Annotated in this window: 15 protein-coding genes; 8 read left to right on the top strand and 7 right to left on the bottom strand. The window is 71.5% G+C overall.

Going from position 1 to position 20,356, the window contains the following annotated elements; genetic code table 11:
* Positions 1-69: 69 nt before the first annotated feature.
* From ACFU5F_RS27595 to ACFU5F_RS27580, 4 genes are all read right to left on the bottom strand, one after another.
* Entirely contained in the window at positions 70-1,746 is a 1,677-nt protein-coding gene (locus ACFU5F_RS27595; RefSeq protein ID WP_383892598.1) for a glycoside hydrolase family 13 protein, read from the bottom strand.
* A gap of 198 nt (positions 1,747-1,944) precedes the next feature.
* On the bottom strand, positions 1,945-2,865 hold the full coding sequence (locus ACFU5F_RS27590) for a sugar ABC transporter permease (protein ID WP_383892595.1): 921 nt from the start codon (positions 2,863-2,865) through the stop codon (positions 1,945-1,947).
* 13 nt (positions 2,866-2,878) lie between these two features.
* Positions 2,879-3,883 carry a carbohydrate ABC transporter permease gene (locus ACFU5F_RS27585; RefSeq protein ID WP_383892592.1) on the bottom strand — a complete coding sequence of 335 codons (1,005 nt, stop codon included), beginning with the start codon at positions 3,881-3,883 and terminating at the stop codon, positions 2,879-2,881.
* A gap of 122 nt (positions 3,884-4,005) precedes the next feature.
* Positions 4,006-5,277 (bottom strand): extracellular solute-binding protein, encoded by a 1,272-nt coding sequence (locus tag ACFU5F_RS27580; protein WP_383892589.1) that lies wholly within the window; start codon positions 5,275-5,277, stop codon positions 4,006-4,008.
* Between the two features lie 488 nt (positions 5,278-5,765).
* Between ACFU5F_RS27580 and ACFU5F_RS27575 the strand changes: the two genes are divergently transcribed.
* Together ACFU5F_RS27575 and ACFU5F_RS27570 are read left to right on the top strand one after the other, a co-directional pair.
* Positions 5,766-6,800 (top strand): LacI family DNA-binding transcriptional regulator, encoded by a 1,035-nt coding sequence (locus tag ACFU5F_RS27575; protein WP_383892586.1) that lies wholly within the window; start codon positions 5,766-5,768, stop codon positions 6,798-6,800.
* Positions 6,801-6,932: 132 nt separating this feature from the next.
* A complete protein-coding gene (locus tag ACFU5F_RS27570; protein ID WP_383892583.1) occupies positions 6,933-7,796 on the top strand; it encodes a phosphatase PAP2 family protein in 864 nt (287 codons plus the stop codon).
* Here ACFU5F_RS27570 and ACFU5F_RS27565 read toward each other — a convergent pair.
* The gene (locus tag ACFU5F_RS27565; RefSeq protein ID WP_383892581.1) at positions 7,786-8,139 is read right to left on the bottom strand and encodes a hypothetical protein; all 354 of its coding nucleotides are present in this window, start codon (positions 8,137-8,139) and stop codon (positions 7,786-7,788) included. The genes ACFU5F_RS27570 and ACFU5F_RS27565 overlap by 11 nt on opposite strands.
* A 605-nt stretch (positions 8,140-8,744) precedes the next feature.
* Positions 8,745-11,756: a bifunctional [glutamine synthetase] adenylyltransferase/[glutamine synthetase]-adenylyl-L-tyrosine phosphorylase gene (locus ACFU5F_RS27560; RefSeq protein ID WP_383892578.1), complete on the bottom strand. Its 3,012-nt coding sequence runs from the start codon at positions 11,754-11,756 to the stop codon at positions 8,745-8,747.
* A gap of 478 nt (positions 11,757-12,234) precedes the next feature.
* Here ACFU5F_RS27560 and ACFU5F_RS27555 point away from each other — a divergent pair, with 478 nt between their 5' ends.
* The gene (locus ACFU5F_RS27555; RefSeq protein ID WP_383892576.1) at positions 12,235-12,411 is read left to right on the top strand and encodes a hypothetical protein; all 177 of its coding nucleotides are present in this window, start codon (positions 12,235-12,237) and stop codon (positions 12,409-12,411) included.
* A 315-nt stretch (positions 12,412-12,726) separates the two neighbouring features.
* A complete protein-coding gene (locus ACFU5F_RS27550; protein ID WP_383892573.1) occupies positions 12,727-13,170 on the top strand; it encodes a VOC family protein in 444 nt (147 codons plus the stop codon).
* A gap of 106 nt (positions 13,171-13,276) precedes the next feature.
* Here the strand turns inward: ACFU5F_RS27550 and glnA are convergent, their stop codons facing one another.
* Positions 13,277-14,638, bottom strand: coding sequence for a type I glutamate--ammonia ligase (gene glnA / locus ACFU5F_RS27545; RefSeq protein WP_383892570.1), 1,362 nt, complete (start codon positions 14,636-14,638; stop codon positions 13,277-13,279).
* A 391-nt stretch (positions 14,639-15,029) separates the two neighbouring features.
* On the opposite strand from glnA, the gene ACFU5F_RS27540 reads away from it, so the two are divergent.
* The 4 genes from ACFU5F_RS27540 (at position 15,030) to ACFU5F_RS27525 (ending at position 20,354) form a co-directional block, all read left to right on the top strand.
* A complete protein-coding gene (locus ACFU5F_RS27540; RefSeq protein ID WP_383892566.1) occupies positions 15,030-15,689 on the top strand; it encodes a DUF3105 domain-containing protein in 660 nt (219 codons plus the stop codon).
* Positions 15,690-15,717: 28 nt separating this feature from the next.
* Positions 15,718-16,338, top strand: a complete 621-nt coding sequence (locus tag ACFU5F_RS27535; RefSeq protein WP_383892563.1) for a DUF305 domain-containing protein — start codon at positions 15,718-15,720, stop codon at positions 16,336-16,338.
* Positions 16,339-16,566: 228 nt separating this feature from the next.
* Positions 16,567-18,495, top strand: coding sequence for a protease pro-enzyme activation domain-containing protein (locus ACFU5F_RS27530; RefSeq protein ID WP_383892560.1), 1,929 nt, complete (start codon positions 16,567-16,569; stop codon positions 18,493-18,495).
* A gap of 104 nt (positions 18,496-18,599) precedes the next feature.
* Positions 18,600-20,354 (top strand): NAD+ synthase, encoded by a 1,755-nt coding sequence (locus tag ACFU5F_RS27525; protein WP_383892557.1) that lies wholly within the window; start codon positions 18,600-18,602, stop codon positions 20,352-20,354.
* The last annotated feature ends 2 nt before the right edge of the window (positions 20,355-20,356 follow it).

Here is a 20,356-nt window from a genome sequence, read left to right as displayed (position 1 = left end):
CCCCGGTGCGGGTCGGCGGGCCCTGGAGACCGGCCGCGTGTACGCCATCGGCCGCCGTTGCCGGTCGGCTCAGCCGGTGGTCCACCAGACCGTCGTGTCGGCCGGCAGTTTCGCCTCGTCCCCGGCCACGGTCACCTCCGCGGTGGCCAACAGCACTCGGCCGTGGGCGGGGACGGTGACGGCCTCGCCCGTGGTGTTCGCGACGCACACGAAGTCGCCCCGGCGGAAGGCCAGGACACCCTCGGGCGCCTTCAGCCACTCCACCGAGTCGCCCGCGCCGAGGCCGCTCTCCCGCCGGCGGACGGACAGGGCGGTGCGGTACAGCTCCAGGGTCGAGTCCGCCGCGCCCGTCTGGGCCTCGATGCTGAGGTCGCCCCACTCGGCGGGCTGCGGCAGCCAGGAGCCGCCGGTGCCGAAGCCGTACGACGAGCCGGAGCGGGTCCACGGGATCGGGACGCGGCAGCCGTCGCGGAAGCCGTCCTGCCCCGCGCCCCGGAAGTACGCCGGGTCCTGGCGGACCTCGTCCGGGAGGTCGACGACGTCGGGCAGGCCCAGTTCCTCGCCCTGGTAGACGTACGCCGAGCCGGGAAGCGCCAGCATCAGCAGCGTGGCGGCGCGGGCCCGGCGCAGGCCCAGCGCGCGGTCGCCCGCGAGACGGATCTGCGTACCGAGGCCCGGTTCGTTGGCGAAGCGGGTCGCGTGTCGGGTCACGTCGTGGTTGGACAGGACCCAGGTGGCGGGGGCGTTCACCGGGCGCATCGCGTCCAGGGTGCGGTCGATGACGGACTTCAGCTCCGCCGCGTCCCAGTACGTGCCCAGGTACTGGAAGTTGAACGCCTGGTGGAGCTCGTCGGGGCGGACGTAGTTCGCGGTGCGTTCGACCGTGGGGGTCCACGCCTCCGCCACGAAGATGCGCTCCCCGGCGTACTCGTCCAGCACCAGGCGCCATTCGCGGTAGATCGCGTGGACGCCGTCCTGGTCGAAGAACGGCATGACATCGTTGCCCAGCAGTTTCAGCTGGTCGTGGGCGCCGAGGTCGGGGAGGCCGGCGGCCTTCACCAGGCCGTGGGCCACGTCGACACGGAAGCCGTCCACGCCCATGTCGAGCCAGAACCGCAGCACGGAGCGGAACTCGTCGCCGACCGCCGGGTGGTCCCAGTTGAAGTCGGGCTGCTCCGGGGCGAACAGGTGCAGGTACCAGGCGCCCGGCGTGCCGTCGGGCTCCGTCACTCGCGTCCAGGCCGGGCCGCCGAAGATGGACTCCCAGTCGTTCGGGGGGAGTTCGCCGGAGGCCCCCTTGCCCTCACGGAAGTGGTAGCGGTCGCGCAGCGGCGAGCCCGGCCCCTCCGCGATCGCCCGCCTGAACCACTCGTGCTGGTCGGAGGAGTGGTTGGGGACCAGGTCGACGATGATGCGCAGACCCAGGTCGTGGGCGTCGCGGATCAGGGCGTCCGCGTCCAGCAGGGACCCGAACATCGGGTCAACCGCGCGGTAGTCGGCGACGTCGTAGCCGGCGTCGGCCTGGGGGGAGGCGTAGAAGGGGCTGAGCCATACGGCGTCGATGCCCAGGTCGCGCAGGTACGGGAGCCGGGAGCGTACGCCCTCCAGGTCGCCCATGCCGTCGCCGTTGCTGTCGGCGAAGCTGCGCGGATAGACCTGGTAGATCACCGCGTCGCGCCACCAGTCGCTGCGCTGTACCTCGGCGGGGGTTGCGATGGGGGTGGTGGTGGAGTGCTGGTGGCTCATGACGTCCTTGATGCGTGGAGGGTCATCTGGGCAGAAGGATGAGGATGTGGGCGAGACGGCCGCGGTGACAGCGGGGTCGGATGGCCAGCGCGGCCGTCTCGGTTCTTCGGGCGCCCCCGAAGGGGGCGCGGGGAACTGGGCGACCGGCGCCCACGAGAGCCGCAGCCGCGCGACGGCCCCTCACGGCCCTGCCGGCGGTCAGCCTTTCGTGCCGCCCGCGGTCAGCCCGGTCACCAGGTTCTTCTGCACGAGGTAGAAGAACGCGGAGACGGGGATCGCGACCAGGACCGCGGTGGCGGCCATCAGGTTGCGCTGCGCGTCGTGTTCGCTGACGAAGCTCTGCAGGCCGACGGCGAAGGTGTACTTCGTGTCGGACAGCATGAACGTCGAGGCGAAGGCGACCTCCCCGAACGCGGTGATGAAGCTGTAGAACGCGGCGACCGCGAGGCCCGGCTTGGCGAGCGGCAGGATCAGCCGCGCGAACGTGCCGAAGGGGCTCAGCCCGTCGACGCGTCCGGCCTCGTCGATCTCGAAGGGGATCGTGTCGAAGTAGCCCTTGAGCAGCCAGGCGCAGTACGGCACGGCCGTCGAGCAGTAGACGAGGATGAGGCCGAGGTAGCTGTCGATGAGCTTCAGCTCCGAGAGGATCTCGTACATCGGCACCATCAGTACGGCCACCGGGAACATCTGCGTGACCAGGAGCACCCACATGAACTTCCGGTAGCCCGGGAAGCGCATGCGGGAGACGGCGTAGCCCGTGGTCGCCGCGATCAGCACGCCGATGACGGTGGTGCCGAGCGAGACGACGAGGGTGCTGACGAGCCAGTCGAAGAACGGTGTCTCCTGGAGCACGTACGAGTAGTTGGCGAACGTCATTTTGCCGAAGATGCGCCCGGGATGCAGGTAGTCGTCCTTGTCCGGGCCGAGGGACAGGAAGACCAGCCAGGCGATCGGGAACAGCGCGGCCAGGCTCGCCAGGACCAGGATCGTGTGGGAGGCGAGGGCGCCGGCGGGGCTGTTCTCACCGCGGCGGCGGGTGCGGCGCGGGGGCGCGCTCCCGGCGGCTCGCGCCGACGGGGAGTCCGCGTGAGCGTCGGTGGGGGCGGTCGTGGTGCTCATGGGGGCTCCTGCCTCAGATCGCGAGCTGCTGCTCATCGCGGTTCAGCCAGCGGCGGTAGACGGAGGTGAAGACGATCAGGATGGCCAGCAGCAGGATGCCGTAGGCCGCCGACTGCGCGAAGTCACGCGGCTGCTGCCCGAAGCCGAGGTAGTACGCCCAGGTGACGAGGATCTGCGCCTCGGGCGCGGTGTCGCCGAACAGCAGGAAGATGACGGCGAACTGGTTGAACGTCCAGATGACGCCGAGGAGGACGACGGTGGAGCTGACGGAGCGCAGGCCCGGCAGGGTGACGTGGCGGAAGCGCTGCCAGGGGCTCGCGCCGTCCATCTCCGCGGCCTCGTACAGGGTCGAGTCGATGGACTGCAGTCCGCCGAGCAGCGAGACCATCATGAACGGCACACCGCACCAGGTGTTGACCATGATCGCGGCGAACCGCTGCCAGAAGGTGTCCTCCAGCCACAGCGGCGCCGGCAGGTGCAGCGCTTCGAGGCCGGCGTTGATGACACCGCCGTCGGCGAGCATGAACCGCCAGCCGAACACGGTGACGAAGGTGGGGACGGCCCACGGCAGGACCAGGATCAGCCGGTAGAGGGTGCGGCCGCGCAGCTTCTGGTTGAGCAGCAGAGCGAGGCCGAGGCCGATGAGGTAGTGCAGGGCGACGCACAGGGTCGTCCAGACGATCGTCCAGACGAAGTGCGACCAGAAGCGGTCGTAGGAGGTCGGTCCCCACAGGATGTCGGCGTAGTTGTCGAAGCCGATGAACTCGTAGGTGGCCTCGATGTGGTTGACGCCGATCGTGCGCGCCGAGTTGAGGCTGTTGGCGTTGGTGAGGGTGAGGTAGAAGCCTCGGGCCAGCGGATACAGCACCAGGACGCCGAGCACGAGGACCACCGGGGCGATCATCGCGTACGCGTACCAGTACCGCTGGTACGACTGCCTCAGACGCGTCAGCCGGCCCGGGCGCCCGCCCGGTTCACCTCGGCGCTTGCCGGTCGCACGGTCGATGGCGACTGTCATCGTTCGACACCTTCTGGAAGATCAGGGGCTGGGCCGCTCGGGGGCTGGGCTGTGGGGGCCGGCCGGTGGCCGCCGTGTTCCGTCCCCGGGGCTCCGGGGCGGGACGCGGCGGCCACGCGGGGTCACTTGCTGAAGTCCGGGACCAGCTTGGCGATCGCGGTCTCCGCGTTGCCGAGGCCCTTGTCGAGGGACTCCTTGCCGCCGGCGATCGCGAGCAGCTCGCTGTCGAGCGGGCCCCACAGGGAGCTGTACTCGGGCAGCTCGGGGCGCGGCCGGGCGGCGGCGAGCACCGTCTGGTAGCCGGCGATGCCCGGGTCGGCCTTGACCTCGGCGGTGTAGGCGTCGTCGCGCGTGGGCAGCGTGGAGTTCTTCAGGGCGATGGTCTCCTGGGACTTCGCCGAGGTCATGAAGTTGACGAACTTCAGCGACGCCTCCTGGTGCGCCTTGTCCGAGCCGGCGTACACGGAGAGGTTGTGGCCGCCGGTGGGGGCGCCCGCCTTGCCGCTGGTGCCGGCCGGGACGGTGGCGATGCCGAGGTTGGCCTTGTCCTTGAACGCCGAGCCCTTGTAGAAGTTGGTGATCTCCCACGGGCCCTGGATGATCGAGGCGACCTTGCCGTTGACGAAGGCGTCCTGGATGTGGGCGTAGGCGTCGGCGGTGGTGTCCGCCTTGTGCAGGCCCTTGCCGTCGAAGAGGCCGAGCCAGGTGCCGTAGGCCTGCTTCGCCTCGGGGGAGTTGACGGTGATCTTCTTGGCGGGGACGTCGACGGTGTCGGTGCCGTCGCCGTAGAGGAAGGACTGGGCGTAGTAGGCCTGGGTGGAGCCCCAGTAGCCGTCGACGCCGGTCTTGCTCTTGACGGTGGCGGCGGCCTTCTTCAGGTCGTCCCAGGTCTTGGGGGCCTCGGTGAGGCCGGCCTTCTCGAACAGCTGCTTGTTGTAGACCAGCGCGAGGGTGTCGGTGACGAACGGGACGCCGTAGGTCTTGCCGTCGTACTGGGCCTGCTTGATCAGGCTGGGCTGGAACTTGTCCTGGTCCTTGAGGGCCTCGGTGCCGTCCAGCGGCAGGAAGAAGCCCTTCTTGGCGAAGGCGGGGGTCCAGCCGACCTCGGAGCGCAGGATGTCCGGGGCGCCCGTGGCACCGGCGGCGGTGTCGAACTTGTTCTGCGCCTGGTCGAACGGCACGTTGACGTACTTGACCTTGATGTCCTTGTGGGCGGCCTCGAACTCCTTGACCAAGGCCTTGTACGTCGGTGCCTCATTGGTGGCGTTGGATGTGTCCCACCAGGTGATGGTGACCGGACCGTCGGCCGAGTCGCCGCTGTCGCTTCCGCCGCAGGCCGTCGCCGTGAGGGCGATCGACGCCGCCAGCGCGGTGGCCGCTATGCCACGCCGCATGAGATCTCCTTGAGGGTGAAAGCCCGTGTGCCGGGAGGGAGGGCCCCGTCTGCCGTCCCCGCCGAGTGCCGGCGCGCCGTTGCCGCCGCCGGGCGTGGCCGAACGTAACAGCGATGTAAGCCGGACGAAAGACCTTGCTGCAAAAAAATGCAAGAACCGGTGACGGTTACCCCGCCGTGACCTGCTCCTGACCCGCACGAAACCCGGTATCCGGGCCGATCAGCGAGCCTTGGGGCGGCTGTGAAAGACTCTGCAAGCTCTTGCCACGACGCGCGCGTACGGCAATCATCACTCCGTCAGCGCCTTGCGGAGCGCGGGCCGTGGGTCGCGGCAGCCACCCCCGTTCCGCGCGAGGGCGCCCCCACGGACACCGACCAGAATCACGAGGGACCGCGATGACGCAGCAGCCCGCAGCGGGCCGCACCCCCGCCCGCACCCGACGCAGGGCCGGTGGGCAAGCGCAGACCCGGCCGGTACAGTCCAGTGCTGTGACCACACGGCTTGCCGACATCGCAGCCCAGGCGGGGGTCAGTGAGGCGACTGTCAGCCGCGTCCTGAACGGGAAGCCGGGCGTCGCCGCGACCACTCGCCAGTCCGTTCTGGCCGCCCTCGACGTGCTCGGCTACGAGAGGCCCGTACGGCTGCGGCAGCGCAGCGCGGGCCTGGTGGGCCTCATAACCCCGGAGCTGGAGAACCCCATATTCCCGGCCCTGGCCCAGGTCATCGGCCAGGCGCTGACCCGGCAGGGCTACACCCCGGTCCTCGCCACCCAGACCCCCGGCGGCTCGACCGAGGACGAGCTGACCGAGATGCTCGTCGACCGCGGGGTCGCCGGCATCATCTTCGTCTCCGGTCTGCACGCGGACACCTCGGCCGACATGCAGCGCTACGAGCAGCTGCGCGCCCAGGGCGTGCCGTTCGTCCTCGTGGACGGTTTCTCGCCGAAGGTGCAGGCCCCCTTCATCTCGCCGGACGACCGGGCGGCGATGTCCCTCGCGGTGACGCATCTGGTGTCACTGGGACACACCCGGATAGGGCTGGCTCTCGGCCCCAAGCGTTTCGTGCCGGTCCAGCGCAAGATCGAGGGCTTCGTCCGCACGATGCAGGACCTGCTGGGCCTGGCGGCCCCGACGGTCGAGGCGGAGCTGGTCCAGCACTCCCTGTACACGCTGGAGGGCGGCCAGGCGGCGGCCCTCGCGCTCATCGACCGGGACTGCACGGCGGTGGTGTGCGCGAGCGACATGATGGCGCTCGGCGCGATCCGGGCGGCCCGGCAACGTGGCCTTCAGGTGCCGCAGGACGTCTCGGTCGTCGGCTTCGACGACTCCCCCCTGATCGCCTTCACCGATCCCCCGCTGACGACCGTCCGCAAGCCGGTCCCGGCGATGGGGCAGGCGGCGGTGCGCACGTTGCTGGAGGAGATCGGCGGGACGCCGGCGCCGCACAGTGAGTTCGTGTTCATGCCGGAACTGGTGGTGCGGGGATCGACGGCTTCGGCCCCTGGGGACCGGAGTCGTCCCTAGGACGGAGAAGACGGGGGTGGGTGCGATACGTACGGAGGAGAGGTACCTCCGCAGTACCCCGACGAACGTGCGTGATGAACCAGACCAGAGGATGATCGGTGGGGTACCGCTTATCTGGCAGACTCTGTGCCCATGGGTGAGGCGACCGTGACGACACTGGAGGAAGGCCGGGAGCAGGTCGCTCCGCGGTCCGTCACGGACGCGCCGGAGCGGGGGTTCCTGCACCGGCTGAGGGCTCCGCGCCGCCCGCGTCTGTGGTTCGAGATCCTGCTGATCGCGGTGAGTTACTGGACGTACTCGCTGATCCGCAACGCGGTCCCCGAGCAGAAGACGCAGGCCCTCGCCAACGCCGACTGGATCTGGAGGGTGGAGCACCACCTCGGGATCGCGGTCGAGGAGACGATCAACCACTCCGTGAACTCGGTCACATGGCTGATCGTCGGCATGAACTACTACTACGCGACCCTGCACTTCGTCGTCACGCTCGGTGTCCTCACGTGGATCTACCGTAGTCATCCGGGCCGGTACGCGGCGACGCGGCTGGTCCTCTTCGCCACGACCGCCGTCGCCCTGGTCGGCTACTACTTCTACCCGCTGGCCCCGCCCCGATTGATGACCGGCGAGCACTTCATCGACACGGTCCTCGTCCACCAGACCTGGGGCTCGATGGCCTCCGGCGACCTGAAGAACATGTCGAACCAGTACGCGGCGATGCCGTCGATGCACATCGGCTGGTCGCTGTGGTGCGGGCTGACGATCTTCGCGCTGGCGTCGGTGCCGTGGGTGCGGGTGCTGGGCCTCTTCTACCCCACGCTGACGCTCGTCGTGATCGTCGCCACCGCCAACCACTTCTGGCTGGACGCGGTCGGCGGCATGCTCTGCCTCGCCTTCGGCTACACGGTGGCCCGCCTCTGGTACGGGTCGCTGCCGTACGCGCTGCCGCGCCAGGTCGCGGTGGGGGCCGGGGAGAGGGAACCGGCCCCGGTCAAGGCGTAGCGCCGGTGCCGGGTGCCGTTCCCCGCGGGCCCGAGGCGTCGGCGGCCTCCCCCAGCGCCCGCACGAACGTGGTCAGGGCTGCCGGCTGCGGCGGTGCGCTCTCGCGTGCGGCGCCGGGGAGACGAGCGCGGCGACGGTCGGCCGTCCGCTGCCGGTGGTGTCGGTCGCGCCGGGCGCCCTGTTCCTGGACGAGCGGGTGGGGCCCACGGGTGATCGCGGGGATGGCGGTGGTCCTGACGCGGGTGACGCTGACGCGGCGGGGCGGGGGGACGGCGGCGGGGGCGAAGGCACGGCCCGTGGCTGCGGGCCCGGAACCCGCCTCGGCCACGGCTCCGGTTGCCACCGCCCAGCAGACTCCGGCAGGGAGCGCGACCACGGCTGCGAGCTGGTCCGGGGCTTCCGCTGCGGGCCGGGCCGGGGGCTCGGCCGCGGCTGAGCCGGTGAGGAGCGGGGCGGGGGCTTCCGCTGCGGCCGCGGGCTGAGCCGGGGAGCGGGGCCGGGGCTTCGGCTGCGGCTGCGGCTGCGGCTGCGGGCTGAGCCGGGGAGCCGGGCCGGGGCTTCGGCTGCGGCTGCGGGCTGAGCCGGGGAGGCGGGCCGGGGCTTCGGCTGCGGCTCCCGACCGTGCCAAGGCTTCCCCTGCGGTTGCGACTGCGGGCATGGCCGAGGCCTCCGCCGGGGCTGCGACGCCGGCCCCGGAACCCGCTCCGGTGGGGAGGAGCCGAGCCACGGCTGCGGAAAAGAGCCGGCGCTCCCGCTGCGGGCCGGGGCTTCGACTACCGATTCCGGTCGAGCCGCCGCCCTCGCTCCGGGCACGGTACGGGCACCCGCTCAGGCTGCGACCCCCCGCCCGGCCGCAGGCCGAGACCTCGCTCCTGCCACCGTTCACGGCCGGGGCGGCCGGGCCGCTGCCCTGCCCCCGGCAGGGGCGCGCGGTCGCGACCGCGCGCCTCACCCCCCGTAGAACAGCTCCTCCACCACGCCCCGGGCCCTTCGGGTGATCCGGCGGTAGTCGTCGAGCATGTCGCCCACGTGTCCGGGGCCGTATCCCAGGTAGCGGCCCACGGCGCCGAGTTCGCGGCCGTCGGAGGGGAACGTGTCGCCTGCCCGGCCCCGGACGAGCATGACGGCGTTGCGGACGCGGGTGGCCAGTACCCATGCCTCGTCCAGGGTCGCCGCGTCCTCGGCGCTCACCAGGCCGGCCGCGAGCGCGGCGGCCAGGGCCTCGCGGGTGCGGGTCGTGCGCAGGCCCGGCTCGCTGCGGGCGTGCCGGAGCTGGATGAGCTGGACGGTCCACTCCACGTCGGACAGACCGCCGCGGCCGAGCTTGGTGTGCAGGGTCGAGTCGGCGCCGCGCGGCAGCCGCTCCGACTCCATCCGGGCCTTCAGGCGCCGGATCTCGCGGACCGCGTCGTCGCCGAGCCCGTCCGCCGGGTAGCGCAGCGGATCGACGAGGTCGACGAAACGGCGGCCCAACTCCTCGTCACCGGCCACGGGTTCGGCGCGCAGCAGCGCCTGCGACTCCCAACCCAGCGACCAGCGGCGGTAGTAGGCCTCGTACGACTTCAACGTCCGCACGACGGGGCCGGACTTGCCCTCGGGGCGGAGGTCCGCGTCGATGAGGAGGGGCGGGTCGGCGCTCGGGATCTGGAGCAGGCGCCGCATCTCGGCGACGACCGCGTTCGCGGCAAGGGCCGCCTCCTGCTCGTCGACGCCCTCGCGCGGCTCGTGGACGAACAGGACGTCGGCGTCGGAGCCGTAGCCCAGTTCGTGGCCGCCGAAGCGGCCCATGCCGATGACGGCGAAGCGGGTGGGGAGGGTGTCGCCCCAGCGGTCGCGGACCACGGCCCGGAGCGTGCCCGCCAGGGTCGCGGCGTTGAGGTCGGAGACCGCGCCGCCGACGAGGTCGACGAGGGCGCCCTGGTCGGCGGTGGCCGGGGTCTGCTCGGTGCCGTAGGAGCCGACGATGTCCCGGGCGGCCGTACGGAAGAGTTCGCGGCGGCGGACGCCGCGCGCGGCGGTGACCGCCTGCTGGGCGCCGTCGGCGCGGTTCACGGCGGCGAGGATCTCCTGCTCCAGGTGGGCGCGCGTACGGGGTTCGAGCCCGCCGGCGCCACCGGCGGCCCCGTCCCCGTCGCCGAGCAGGGAGACCGCCTCAGGGGCGCGCATGAGGAGGTCGGGGGCGAGGCGGCCGGCGGAGAGCACCCGGGCCAGGTTCTCGGCGGCCGCCCCCTCGTCGCGCAGCAGTCGCAGATACCAGGGGGTCCGGCCGAGGGCGTCCGAGACCTTGCGGAAGTTGAGGAGCCCGGCGTCCGGGTCGGCGGAGTCGGCGAACCAGCCCAGCAGGACCGGCAGCAGCGTGCGCTGGATGGCCGCCTTGCGGGAGACGCCGGAGGCCAGCGCCTCCAGATGGCGCAGGGCGGCCGCCGGGTCCGCGTACCCGAGGGCGACGAGGCGTTCGCGGGCCGCGTCGGCGCTCAACCGGATCTCGCCGGGCGCGAGTTGGGCGACGGCGTCGAGGAGCGGCCGGTAGAACAGCTTCTCGTGCAGCCGGCGGACGACGGCCGCGTGGCGCCGCCACTCCCGGTTCAGCTCCACGACGGGATCGGTGCGCAGGCCGAGGGAGCGGCCGATGCGCCGCAGGTCGTCGTCGTCCTCGGGGACGAGATGGGTGCGGCGCAGCCGGTAGAGCTGGATGCGGTGTTCCATGGACCGCAGGAACCGGTAGGCGTCGTCGAGCTGGGCCGCGTCGGCCCGTCCCACGTATCCGCCGGCGGCCAGCGCGCCCAGCGCGTCGAGCGTGGTCCCGCTGCGCAGCGAGGTGTCGCCCCGCCCGTGCACGAGCTGGAGCAGCTGTACGGCGAACTCGACGTCCCGCAGGCCCCCCGGCCCGAGCTTGAGCTGGCGGTCGACCTCGGCGGCCGGGATGTTCTCGATGACCCGGCGGCGCATGCGCTGCACGTCGGCGACGAAGTTGTCCCGCTCGGCGGCCTGCCAGACGAGGGGCTGGAGCGCGCTGACGTACTCCTCGCCCAGTGCGAGGTCTCCCGCGACCGGACGGGCCTTGAGCAGCGCCTGGAACTCCCAGGTCTTCGCCCACCGTTGGTAGTACGCGAGATGGCTGCTCAGCGTGCGCACGAGCGGCCCGTTGCGCCCCTCCGGCCGGAGATTGGCGTCGACGGGCCAGATGCTGCCCTCGACGGTCGTCTCCGAGCAGATCCGCATCATGTGCGAGGCGAGGCGGGTGGCGGCACGGACCGCCTTCTGCTCGTCGGCACCGTCCGCGGTCTCGCCCACGAAGATGACGTCGACGTCGGAGACGTAGTTCAGTTCGTGGCCGCCGCACTTGCCCATCGCGATCACCGCGAGCCGGCACAGCGCCGCGTCCTCCGGCGCGGCGGCGCGGGCGATCGCGAGGGCCGCGCGCAGGGTGGCGGTGGCGAGGTCGGCGAGTTCGGCGGCGGTCTGGGCGAGGTCCGTCGTCCCGCAGACGTCACGGGCGGCGATGGAGAGCAGACAGCGGCGGTAGGCCACCCGCAGCGAGACCGGGTCGGTCGCCTCGACGAGCCCCTGCTCGAACTCCTCGACGCCCGGATGCAGATCCTGCGACTCGTACGTCACGAGCGCCTGCCAGTCCTGCGCGTGCCGGGCCAGATGGTCGCCGAGCGCGGCGGACGCGCCGAGCACCCCCAGCAGCCGGTCCCGCAGCGGCTTGGCCGCTATCAGCGTGTCCAGCACCGCCCGCCGCGCCGTACGGTCCGGCTGGGCCTCCAGCAGCCGGACGAGGCCCAGCAGCGCGAGGTTCGGGTCGGCGGTCGCCCCCAGCGCGTCCAGCAGCACCGGGTCGTTGCGTACGGCGGACAGCTCCTCGCTCTCCAGCAGCCGCTCGGCGGCGCTCGGATCGGTGAACCCGTGCCGCAGCAGTCGCGTGAACGTACTGCTCCTGCGCCCCGGCGCCGTCATCCCCGGCCTCCCGTCGGATCAAGCCCGCTCACCCGATCACCCGACTTCATCGATCAAGGTCGTACGGGCACGAGCCTAACCGCAGTGGCGGGCGGAAGCGCCGGTCGGCGGTCGGCCGGGTTCGGTGCCCGCTCGTCGGCGACCAGGGACTTCGCGGAGCGCTGCCGGTGTCCGTGCCGGCTCCGCCGTCCCGGGGGCCGCATGCGCCGCTGACCTGCCGACGTGGGGGACGAAGGGGACGCTGAGGGCGGCGAGGGCTCGGCACGGCCCCGGTCGTGGCGGGCGGCGGTGTCGTCGGAGACGGTGCCGACCACCGTGCTGCTGGAGCTGGTCGGGGGCGTCGCCGGGCTCGTCGCCCTGGCGGGGTGGCCGTTCGGGTGGCTGCCCGGACCCGGTCTCCTCGCGCTCACGCTGAGCATTCCCGCGTGGCAGCCCTCGGCGGAGCTGTACCGGGACGCGACCGCCGCGCGGGCGCGCCGTGCTCGCCGCCCTCCTGACGCTGGCGACGGTGTCCTTCCTGCCGGCCGCGGCCTTGAACGGGGTCCTGCCCGCCACGGCCGACCCGGGCATCGGTCTCCTCGTCGGCTACGCGCTCGCGATCCCCGTCGCCGCGACCGTGCCGGTCCGGTTCCTCGGCACCCCGGAGGCGGGGTGACACCGGTCCGTGCGGCGCGGTCACCACGGCCGTCCCGGCCCGGCCGGAGTCCGAGGCACCGCCGCGCTGTCCGGCCGCGGCCGACGACGGGCCCGAGCAGCTGTGCGTTCGAGGTGGCGCCCGGCACGGTTTTCGGCTTCGGTAGGGGGAGCCGTTCAGCCGGACGAGATGGCGGGGCGGCGGACCCGAAGGCTCTCGCGCGAGGAACGCAGGGAACACGTGGCGCGAGACACGCAAGGAACGCGAGGTACGCGGGGGACCGGCACACGCGTGGTGCAGGGAGGCTCCCGTCGACGGCGACTTGGAGGACCAGGGATGCAGTACACGCTCGAAGTGATTCCGCTGCCCGTCAGCGACATCGACCGGGCCCGGGACTTCTACCGGGACAAGGTCGGCTTCCACGTCGACATCGACCAGGAGGTCATGCCGGGCATGCGGATCGTCCAGCTGACTCCCCCGGGCTCCGGCTGTTCCATCGCCCTCGGCGACGCCATCTGGGACATGGCCCAGGGCGTCAAACCGGCCCCCGGCTCGTACCAGGGCCTCCAGCTCTGTGTCGCCGACATCAAGGCCGCCCACGCCGAACTGCGCGAGCGGGGCCTGGAGGTGTCGGAACCCGTCCAGTACACCCCCGACGACGGCGCCACCTTCATGTACTTCACGGACCCGGACGGCAACGGGTGGGCGGTCCAGGAGTACCGCCGCCGGTCCACGGAGCCCCTGCACCAGGTGCTGGCGGACCTGGCGGAGCAGCGCTAGCGGCAGCGCGCGCCCGCGGTCCGGCGGGCGACATGCCGTGGGGCCGACGGTCCACGACCGTCGGCCCCACGGGTCGTCACGACGGGAAACCCGCCCTGACCTGCGCCTACAGCACCGGCAGGTTCTTCCGCAGCTCGAAGGCCGTGACCTCGCTGCGGTACTCCTCCCACTCCTGGCGCTTGTTGCGCAGGAAGAAATCGAAGACGTGTTCGCCCAGGGTCTCGGCCACCAGGTCGCTGCGCTCCATGAGGGACAGGGCCTCGCCCAGGTTCTGCGGGAGCGGCTCGATGCCCATCGCGCGGCGCTCCCCGTCCGAGAGGGCCCAGACGTCGTCCTCGGCGCCCGGCGGCAGTTCGTAGCCCTCCTCGATGCCCTTGAGGCCGGCGGCCAGGAGCATCGCGTACGCCAGGTAGGGGTTCGCGCCGGAGTCCAGGGAGCGGACCTCGACCCGTGCCGAGCCCGTCTTGCCGGGCTTGTACATGGGGACGCGGACCAGGGCGGAGCGGTTGTTGTGGCCCCAGCAGATGTACGAGGGGGCCTCGCCGCCGGCGCCGGCGGTGCGCTCGGAGCCGCCCCAGATGCGCTTGTAGGAGTTGACCCACTGGTTGGTCACGGCGGCGATCTCGGCCGCGTGCTTGAGCAGGCCCGCGATGAAGGAGCGGCCGACCTTGGACAGCTGGTACTCCGCGCCCGACTCGTAGAACGCGTTCCGGTCGCCCTCGAAGAGGGACAGGTGCGTGTGCATGCCGGAGCCCGGGTGTTCGGAGAACGGCTTCGGCATGAAGGTCGCCTGGACGCCCTGCTCCAGCGCGACCTGCTTCATGACCAGGCGGAACGTCATGATGTTGTCGGCCGTGGAGAGCGCGTCGGCGTAGCGGAGGTCGATCTCCTGCTGGCCGGGGGCGCCCTCGTGGTGGGAGAACTCGACCGAGATGCCCATGGACTCCAGCATGGTGATCGCCTGGCGGCGGAAGTCCATGCCGACGTTCTGCGGGGTGTGGTCGAAGTAGCCCGAGTTGTCGGCCGGGGTCGGGCGGGAGCCGTCGACCGGCTTGTCCTTCAGGAGGAAGAACTCGATCTCGGGGTGGGTGTAGAAGGTGAAGCCCAGGTCGGAGGTCTTCGCCAGGGCGCGCTTGAGGACGTAGCGCGGGTCGGCGAAGGACGGGGAGCCGTCGGGCATGAGGATGTCGCAGAACATCCGGGCGGTGCCGGGGGCCTCCGCGCGCCACGGCAGGACCTGGAAGGTCGACGGGTCCGGCTTGGCGATCATGTCGGACTCGTACACCCGGGCGAAGCCCTCGATGGCCGAGCCGTCGAAGCCGATGCCCTCGTCAAACGCCTGTTCCAGCTCGGCGGGGGCCACGGCGACGGACTTCAGGAAGCCCAGCACGTCCGTGAACCACAGGCGTACGAAACGGATGTCGCGCTCCTCCAACGTACGGAGCACGAACTCCTGCTGCTTGTCCATCTTCCGCTTCCACCCATTCCTTGCTGGTCAGGCCGCCTTGCTCCCGAGCGACGGGAGGCGGTCGGGCACCTGAGCATCCCACCACAACACCATTTCGTGCGCGTTGCGCACCTTGATCGGCAAACCGACCTCCAGCCGAACGCCCGGCACACGGCAGGTGTACCTCCCGCTGTGCGGGTGTACCGCTCTCGGTGCCGCTCAACCGCTCTGCCGCCCATCTTGCCTGCTCGGGCCGACATCCGTAACGCCCGTGTCGTTCCGTGGGCGGACCACCGCACAGGCGAGGCAGCATGGGAGGCGGGATCCCTCGTTTACGCGAGGGAGCGGATCAACTTACGATCAGCTGATCCGACCGTCCCATCCGACCCATCCCCCACTAAGGACACACCCCATGGCCGCCAAGACCAACAGCAGCGGGGACCGCAAGGCACGCATCGAGGCGATGCGCCGTGCCGAGCGCTCCCGTGAGCGCCGGACCCGGATCCTCACGATCGGCGCCAGCGTGCTGATAGTCGCCGGCCTCGTGGTGGGCGGGACGGTCCTGATCCGCTCCCAGTCCGACGACAGCGGCAGCGTGGCGAGCGACTCCAAGTCGACGGGCAAGTGGAAGACCGGGTCCGACGGTGTCAGGACCTGGAGCACCAAGCTCACCCAGAACCACGTCACCAAGAGCGTGAAGTACCCGATGGAGCCCCCGGTGGGCGGCGACCACAACCCGGTCTGGCAGAACTGCAACGGCGACGTCTACGACAAGGCGATCAAGAACGAGAACGCCGTGCACTCCCTGGAGCACGGCGCCGTCTGGGTCTCCTACAACAGCAAGGCCTCCGAGGCCGATGTGAAGGCGCTCGCGGAGAAGGTCAAGAAGACCCCGTACACCCTGATGAGCCCGGTCGAGGACCAGAAGGACCCGATCATGCTCAGCGCGTGGGGCCACCAGCGCACGGTGACCGGCGCGAAGGACCCGAACGTGGACAAGTTCTTCGAGACGTACGTCCAGGGCGAGCAGACGCCCGAGCCGGGTGCCGCCTGCACCAACGGCGTCTCCTAGCGGCAGCGGGCCTGGGACAGTGGGAAGCATGAAGCACATCGGTTGGATCGCCTCCGGGGCCGCGGCGGTGCTCGTCGCGGCGGGAGCGATCACCTACGCGGTCGCCGACGGCGACGAGTCCGGGCTGAAGGCCCCCGCCGCCGACTCCGCGGACGCGGGGTTCGCCCGGGACATGGCCGTCCATCACCAGCAGGCCGTCGAGATGTCGTACACCGTGCGCGACGGGACGGACGACGAGGAGGTCCGGCGGCTCGCGTACGACATCGCGCAGACCCAGGCCAACCAGCGCGGCATGATGATCGGCTGGCTCGATCTGTGGGGCCTGCCGAAGGTGTCGTCGGACGAGCCGATGGCCTGGATGGGCATGGGCGGCATGGCCTCCGGCGAGGACGGCGCGCTGATGCCGGGGATGGCCACCGACACCGAGATGAAGAAGCTCGGCGAGCTCAACGGCAAGCAGGCCGAGATCTTCTACCTCCAGCTGATGATCGACCACCACAAGGGCGGCGTCCACATGGCAGAGGGCTGCGTCTCGAAGTGCACGGTCGGCGTGGAGAAGAAGCTCGCGCAGGGCATGGTCAACGCCCAGGAGTCCGAGATCTCGCTGATGACGGGGATGCTCAAGGAGCGCGGGGCCGCGCCGCGGTAGCCCTCCGGGCCGGGTGACCGGCCCGCCCCCGGAGCCCCAGGGACGTATGCCGCAAATCACTTGCGCACACGGTTCCTTGGGGCTTCCGTACGCTTCCATACGTTCGCTTGGGGCGTTCTTGGCCCAGCCCTGCCCGCCGCCATTCCCTGGCATGAACGGTTCATCGCGAGAGTGACCACCGTTGGGTGATCCACTCGCGACGAACCGCTTCCAGGGGGTTTTCGCTCCATGAGATCCAAGAGGTCCGCAGGGGCCGTACTGCTCGCCGGCGCGCTGGCACTGGGCACGCCTGTGGCCCACGCCTCGGCCGACCCAGGCCGGGACACACTGCAGGGGACGAGGCCGGCGTGGGCCACGGCCCAGGCGGACGCGGGAGCCGCCGCCGACGGCTCCCGGGTGTCCGCCCGTGTCTATCTGGCCGGCCGGGACGCGGCCGGACTGGCGACGTACGCCAGGGCCGTGTCCGATCCCTCGTCGGCGTCCTACGGGAAGTTCCTGAGCGCCGCGCGGACGCGGGCGCGCTTCGGGGCGACCGCGGCGCAGGTCGCGGCGGTGAGGACCTGGCTCCAGGACGCCGGGCTCACCGTCACCGGCACGAACCGGCACTACCTCTCGGTGACCGGTGAAGTCGCCGACGCCGAGCGGGCGTTCGGCACGCAGCTGCACAACTACCACAAGGACGGCCACACCTACCGGGCCCCCGCGGGGACGGCCTCCGCGCCCGCGCGGCTGAACGGGGCGGTGCTGACCGTCACGGGCCTGGACACCGCCCCGCACCGGGCGACCCACGACGACCAGCTCCCCCCGCCGGACACGGTGTTCCGCAACGCGGGGCCCTTCTCGTCGTACCACGGCTCGAAGACCGCGAGCACCCTGCCCGACGCGTACGGCACGAAGATCCCGTACGCGGTCCAGGGGTACACGGGCCGGCAGCTGCGGGCCGCGTACGGGGCCGGAAGGCGTACGGGCAAGGGGGTGCGGGTCGCGATCACGGACGCGTACGCCTCACCGACGATCGCGTCGGACGCGGCCACGTACGCGGGGAAGCACGGTGATCCGGCCTACCGGGGCGGGCAGTTGCGACAGGTGCTGCCGAAGGAGTACACGGCGACCGAGGAGTGCTCGGCGTCCGGCTGGTACGGCGAGGAGACCCTCGACGTGGAGGCCGTGCACGCGGTCGCGCCCGCCTCCGACATCGTGTACGTCGGGTCCGCGTCCTGCCACGACGACGATCTGATCGACGCGCTCGGGAAGATCGTCGACGGGCGTCTGGCCGACGTCGTCTCCAACTCCTGGGGCGACATCGAGGCCAACCAGACCCCCGGCCTCGCCGCTGCCTACGACCAGGTGTTCCAGCTCGGCGCGGTCGAGGGCATCGGCTTCTGCTTCTCCTCCGGGGACGACGGCGACGAGGTCGCGAACACGGGCACCAAGCAGGTGGACACACCGGCGAACTCGGCATGGGTGACGGCGGTCGGCGGTACGTCGCTGGCGGTCGGCAAGCGCGACGCGTACCTGTGGGAGACCGGCTGGGGCACCCTGAAGGCCACGCTGTCCGACGACGGCAAGAGCTGGACCGGCTTCCCCGGCGCCTTCACGTCCGGCGCGGGCGGCGGCACCAGCCGGACCGTGCGGCAGCCCTTCTACCAGCGGGGTCTCGTCCCGAAGGCGCTCGCGACGGCCGGCGGGGGCGCGCCGATGCGTACGGTGCCGGACATCGCGGCGATCGCCGACCCGAACACCGGGTTCCTGGTCGGGCAGACGCAGACCCTGCCCGAGGGCGGGCAGGGGTACGGCGAGTACCGGATCGGCGGCACCTCGCTCGCCGCACCGGTCGTCGCGGGCGTCCAGGCGCTGGCCCAGGAGGCGCACGGCGGCCGTCCGCTGGGCTTCGCCAACCCGGCGATCTACGCCCGGTACGCCTCGTCGTCGTACGGCGCCACGGTGTTCCACGACGTCACCGACCACCCGACGGGCGGCCGGGGGCTCGCGGTGGCCCGCGTCGACTTCGTCAACGGCTACGACACGACCGACGGGCCGGCCACCTCCGTACGCACCCTGGGCGCCGACAGCTCGCTGCACGCCGTGCGCGGGTACGACGACGTGACCGGGGTGGGGTCGCCCGCCCCGGGCTATGTGGAGTCGTACCGCCGATAGGAGCCGATGCGAGCCGACAGGAGTCGCGGGAGGATCCGTGGGGCGCGCCGAACGTGGGGCGCCCCACACCCCATAGTGTCGCTCTGACGATTACACTGGGTCCCGTGCCTCAACTTCGTCTCGCTTTGAATCAGATCGACTCGACGGTCGGCGACATCGCCGGGAACGCCGAGGCGGTGGTCCGCTGGACCCGGCACTCCGCCGAGCAGGGAGCGCATCTGGTCGCGTTCCCCGAGATGGTGCTGACCGGGTATCCCGTCGAGGACCTGGCACTGCGCCAGTCCTTCGTGGAGGCGTCCCGCTCCGCGCTGGGGGCGCTCGCCGCGCGGCTCGCCGACGAGGGCTTCGGGGAGCTGCCGGTGGTCCTCGGCTACCTCGACCGTTCCGAGTCCGCCGCCCCGAAGTACGGCCAGCCCGCGGGGGCCCCGCGCAACGCGGGCGCGGTGCTGTACCGGGGCGAGGTGGCGCTCACCTACGCCAAGCACCACCTCCCGAACTACGGCGTGTTCGACGAGTTCCGCTACTTCGTGCCCGGCGACACCATGCCCGTCGTGCGCCTGCACGGCGTCGACATCGCCCTCGCCATCTGCGAGGACCTCTGGCAGGACGGGGGCCGCGTGCCGGCCGCCCGGTCCGCCGGGGCCGGGCTGCTGCTCTCCATCAACGCCTCGCCGTACGAGCGCGACAAGGACGACACCCGCCTCGAACTGGTGCGCAAGCGCGCGCAGGAGGCCGGCTGCACCACCGCCTATCTGGCGATGATCGGCGGCCAGGACGAGCTGGTGTTCGACGGCGACTCCATCGTGGTGGACCGGCACGGCGAAGTGGTCGCGCGGGCGCCGCAGTTCTCCGAGGGGTGCGTCGTCCTCGACCTGGACCTGCCGGCGGGCGCCGCCGAACCGGTCACCGGGATCGTCGACGACGGGCTGCGCGTGGACCGCCTCGTCATCTCCGAGGAGCCGCTGCCCGCGTACGAGCCGGAGCTGACCGGCGGGTACGCGGAGCGCCTCGACGACGACGAGGAGGTGTACTCGGCGCTGGTCGTCGGTCTGCGGGCGTACGCGGCGAAGAACGGTTTCCGGTCCGTCCTCATCGGTCTCTCCGGCGGCATCGACTCGGCGCTCGTCGCGGCGCTCGCGTGCGACGCGCTGGGGGCGCAGAACGTGTACGGCGTGTCCATGCCGTCGAAGTACTCGTCGGACCACTCCAAGGGTGACGCGGCGGAGCTGGCGCGCCGCACGGGGCTCAACTTCCGCACGATCTCGATCGCTCCGATGTTCGACGCGTATATGTCGTCGACCGAACTGACGGGCCTGGCGGAGGAGAACCTCCAGTCGCGGCTCCGGGGAACGCTGTTGATGGCGATCTCCAACCAGGAGGGCCACATCGTGCTGGCGCCCGGCAACAAGTCGGAGCTGGCGGTGGGGTATTCGACGCTGTACGGCGACTCGGTGGGCGCGTACGGCCCCATCAAGGACGTGTACAAGACGTCGGTCTTCCGGCTCGCCGAGTGGCGCAACCGGGCGGCGGCGGAGCGGGGGCAGACCCCGCCGATCCCGGAGAACTCCATCTCCAAGCCGCCGAGCGCCGAACTGCGTCCCGGGCAGGTCGACACGGACTCCCTGCCGGACTATCCGGTCCTGGACGCGATCCTGGAGCTCTACGTCGACCGCGACCAGGGCGCCGACGCGATCGTGGCCGCCGGGTTCGACCGGGAGCTGGTGGTCAAGACGCTCCGTATGGTCGACACCGCCGAGTACAAGCGGCGCCAGTACCCGCCGGGCACGAAGATCTCCCCGAAGGGGTTCGGCAAGGACCGCCGGCTGCCGATCACCAACCGGTGGCGCGAGCAGGCGTAGGC

The sequence above is a fragment of the Streptomyces sp. NPDC057438 genome (genome assembly GCF_042802995.1).
Classification (GTDB): domain Bacteria; phylum Actinomycetota; class Actinomycetes; order Streptomycetales; family Streptomycetaceae; genus Streptomyces.
This window is presented reverse-complemented; position numbering and strand designations above follow the sequence as displayed.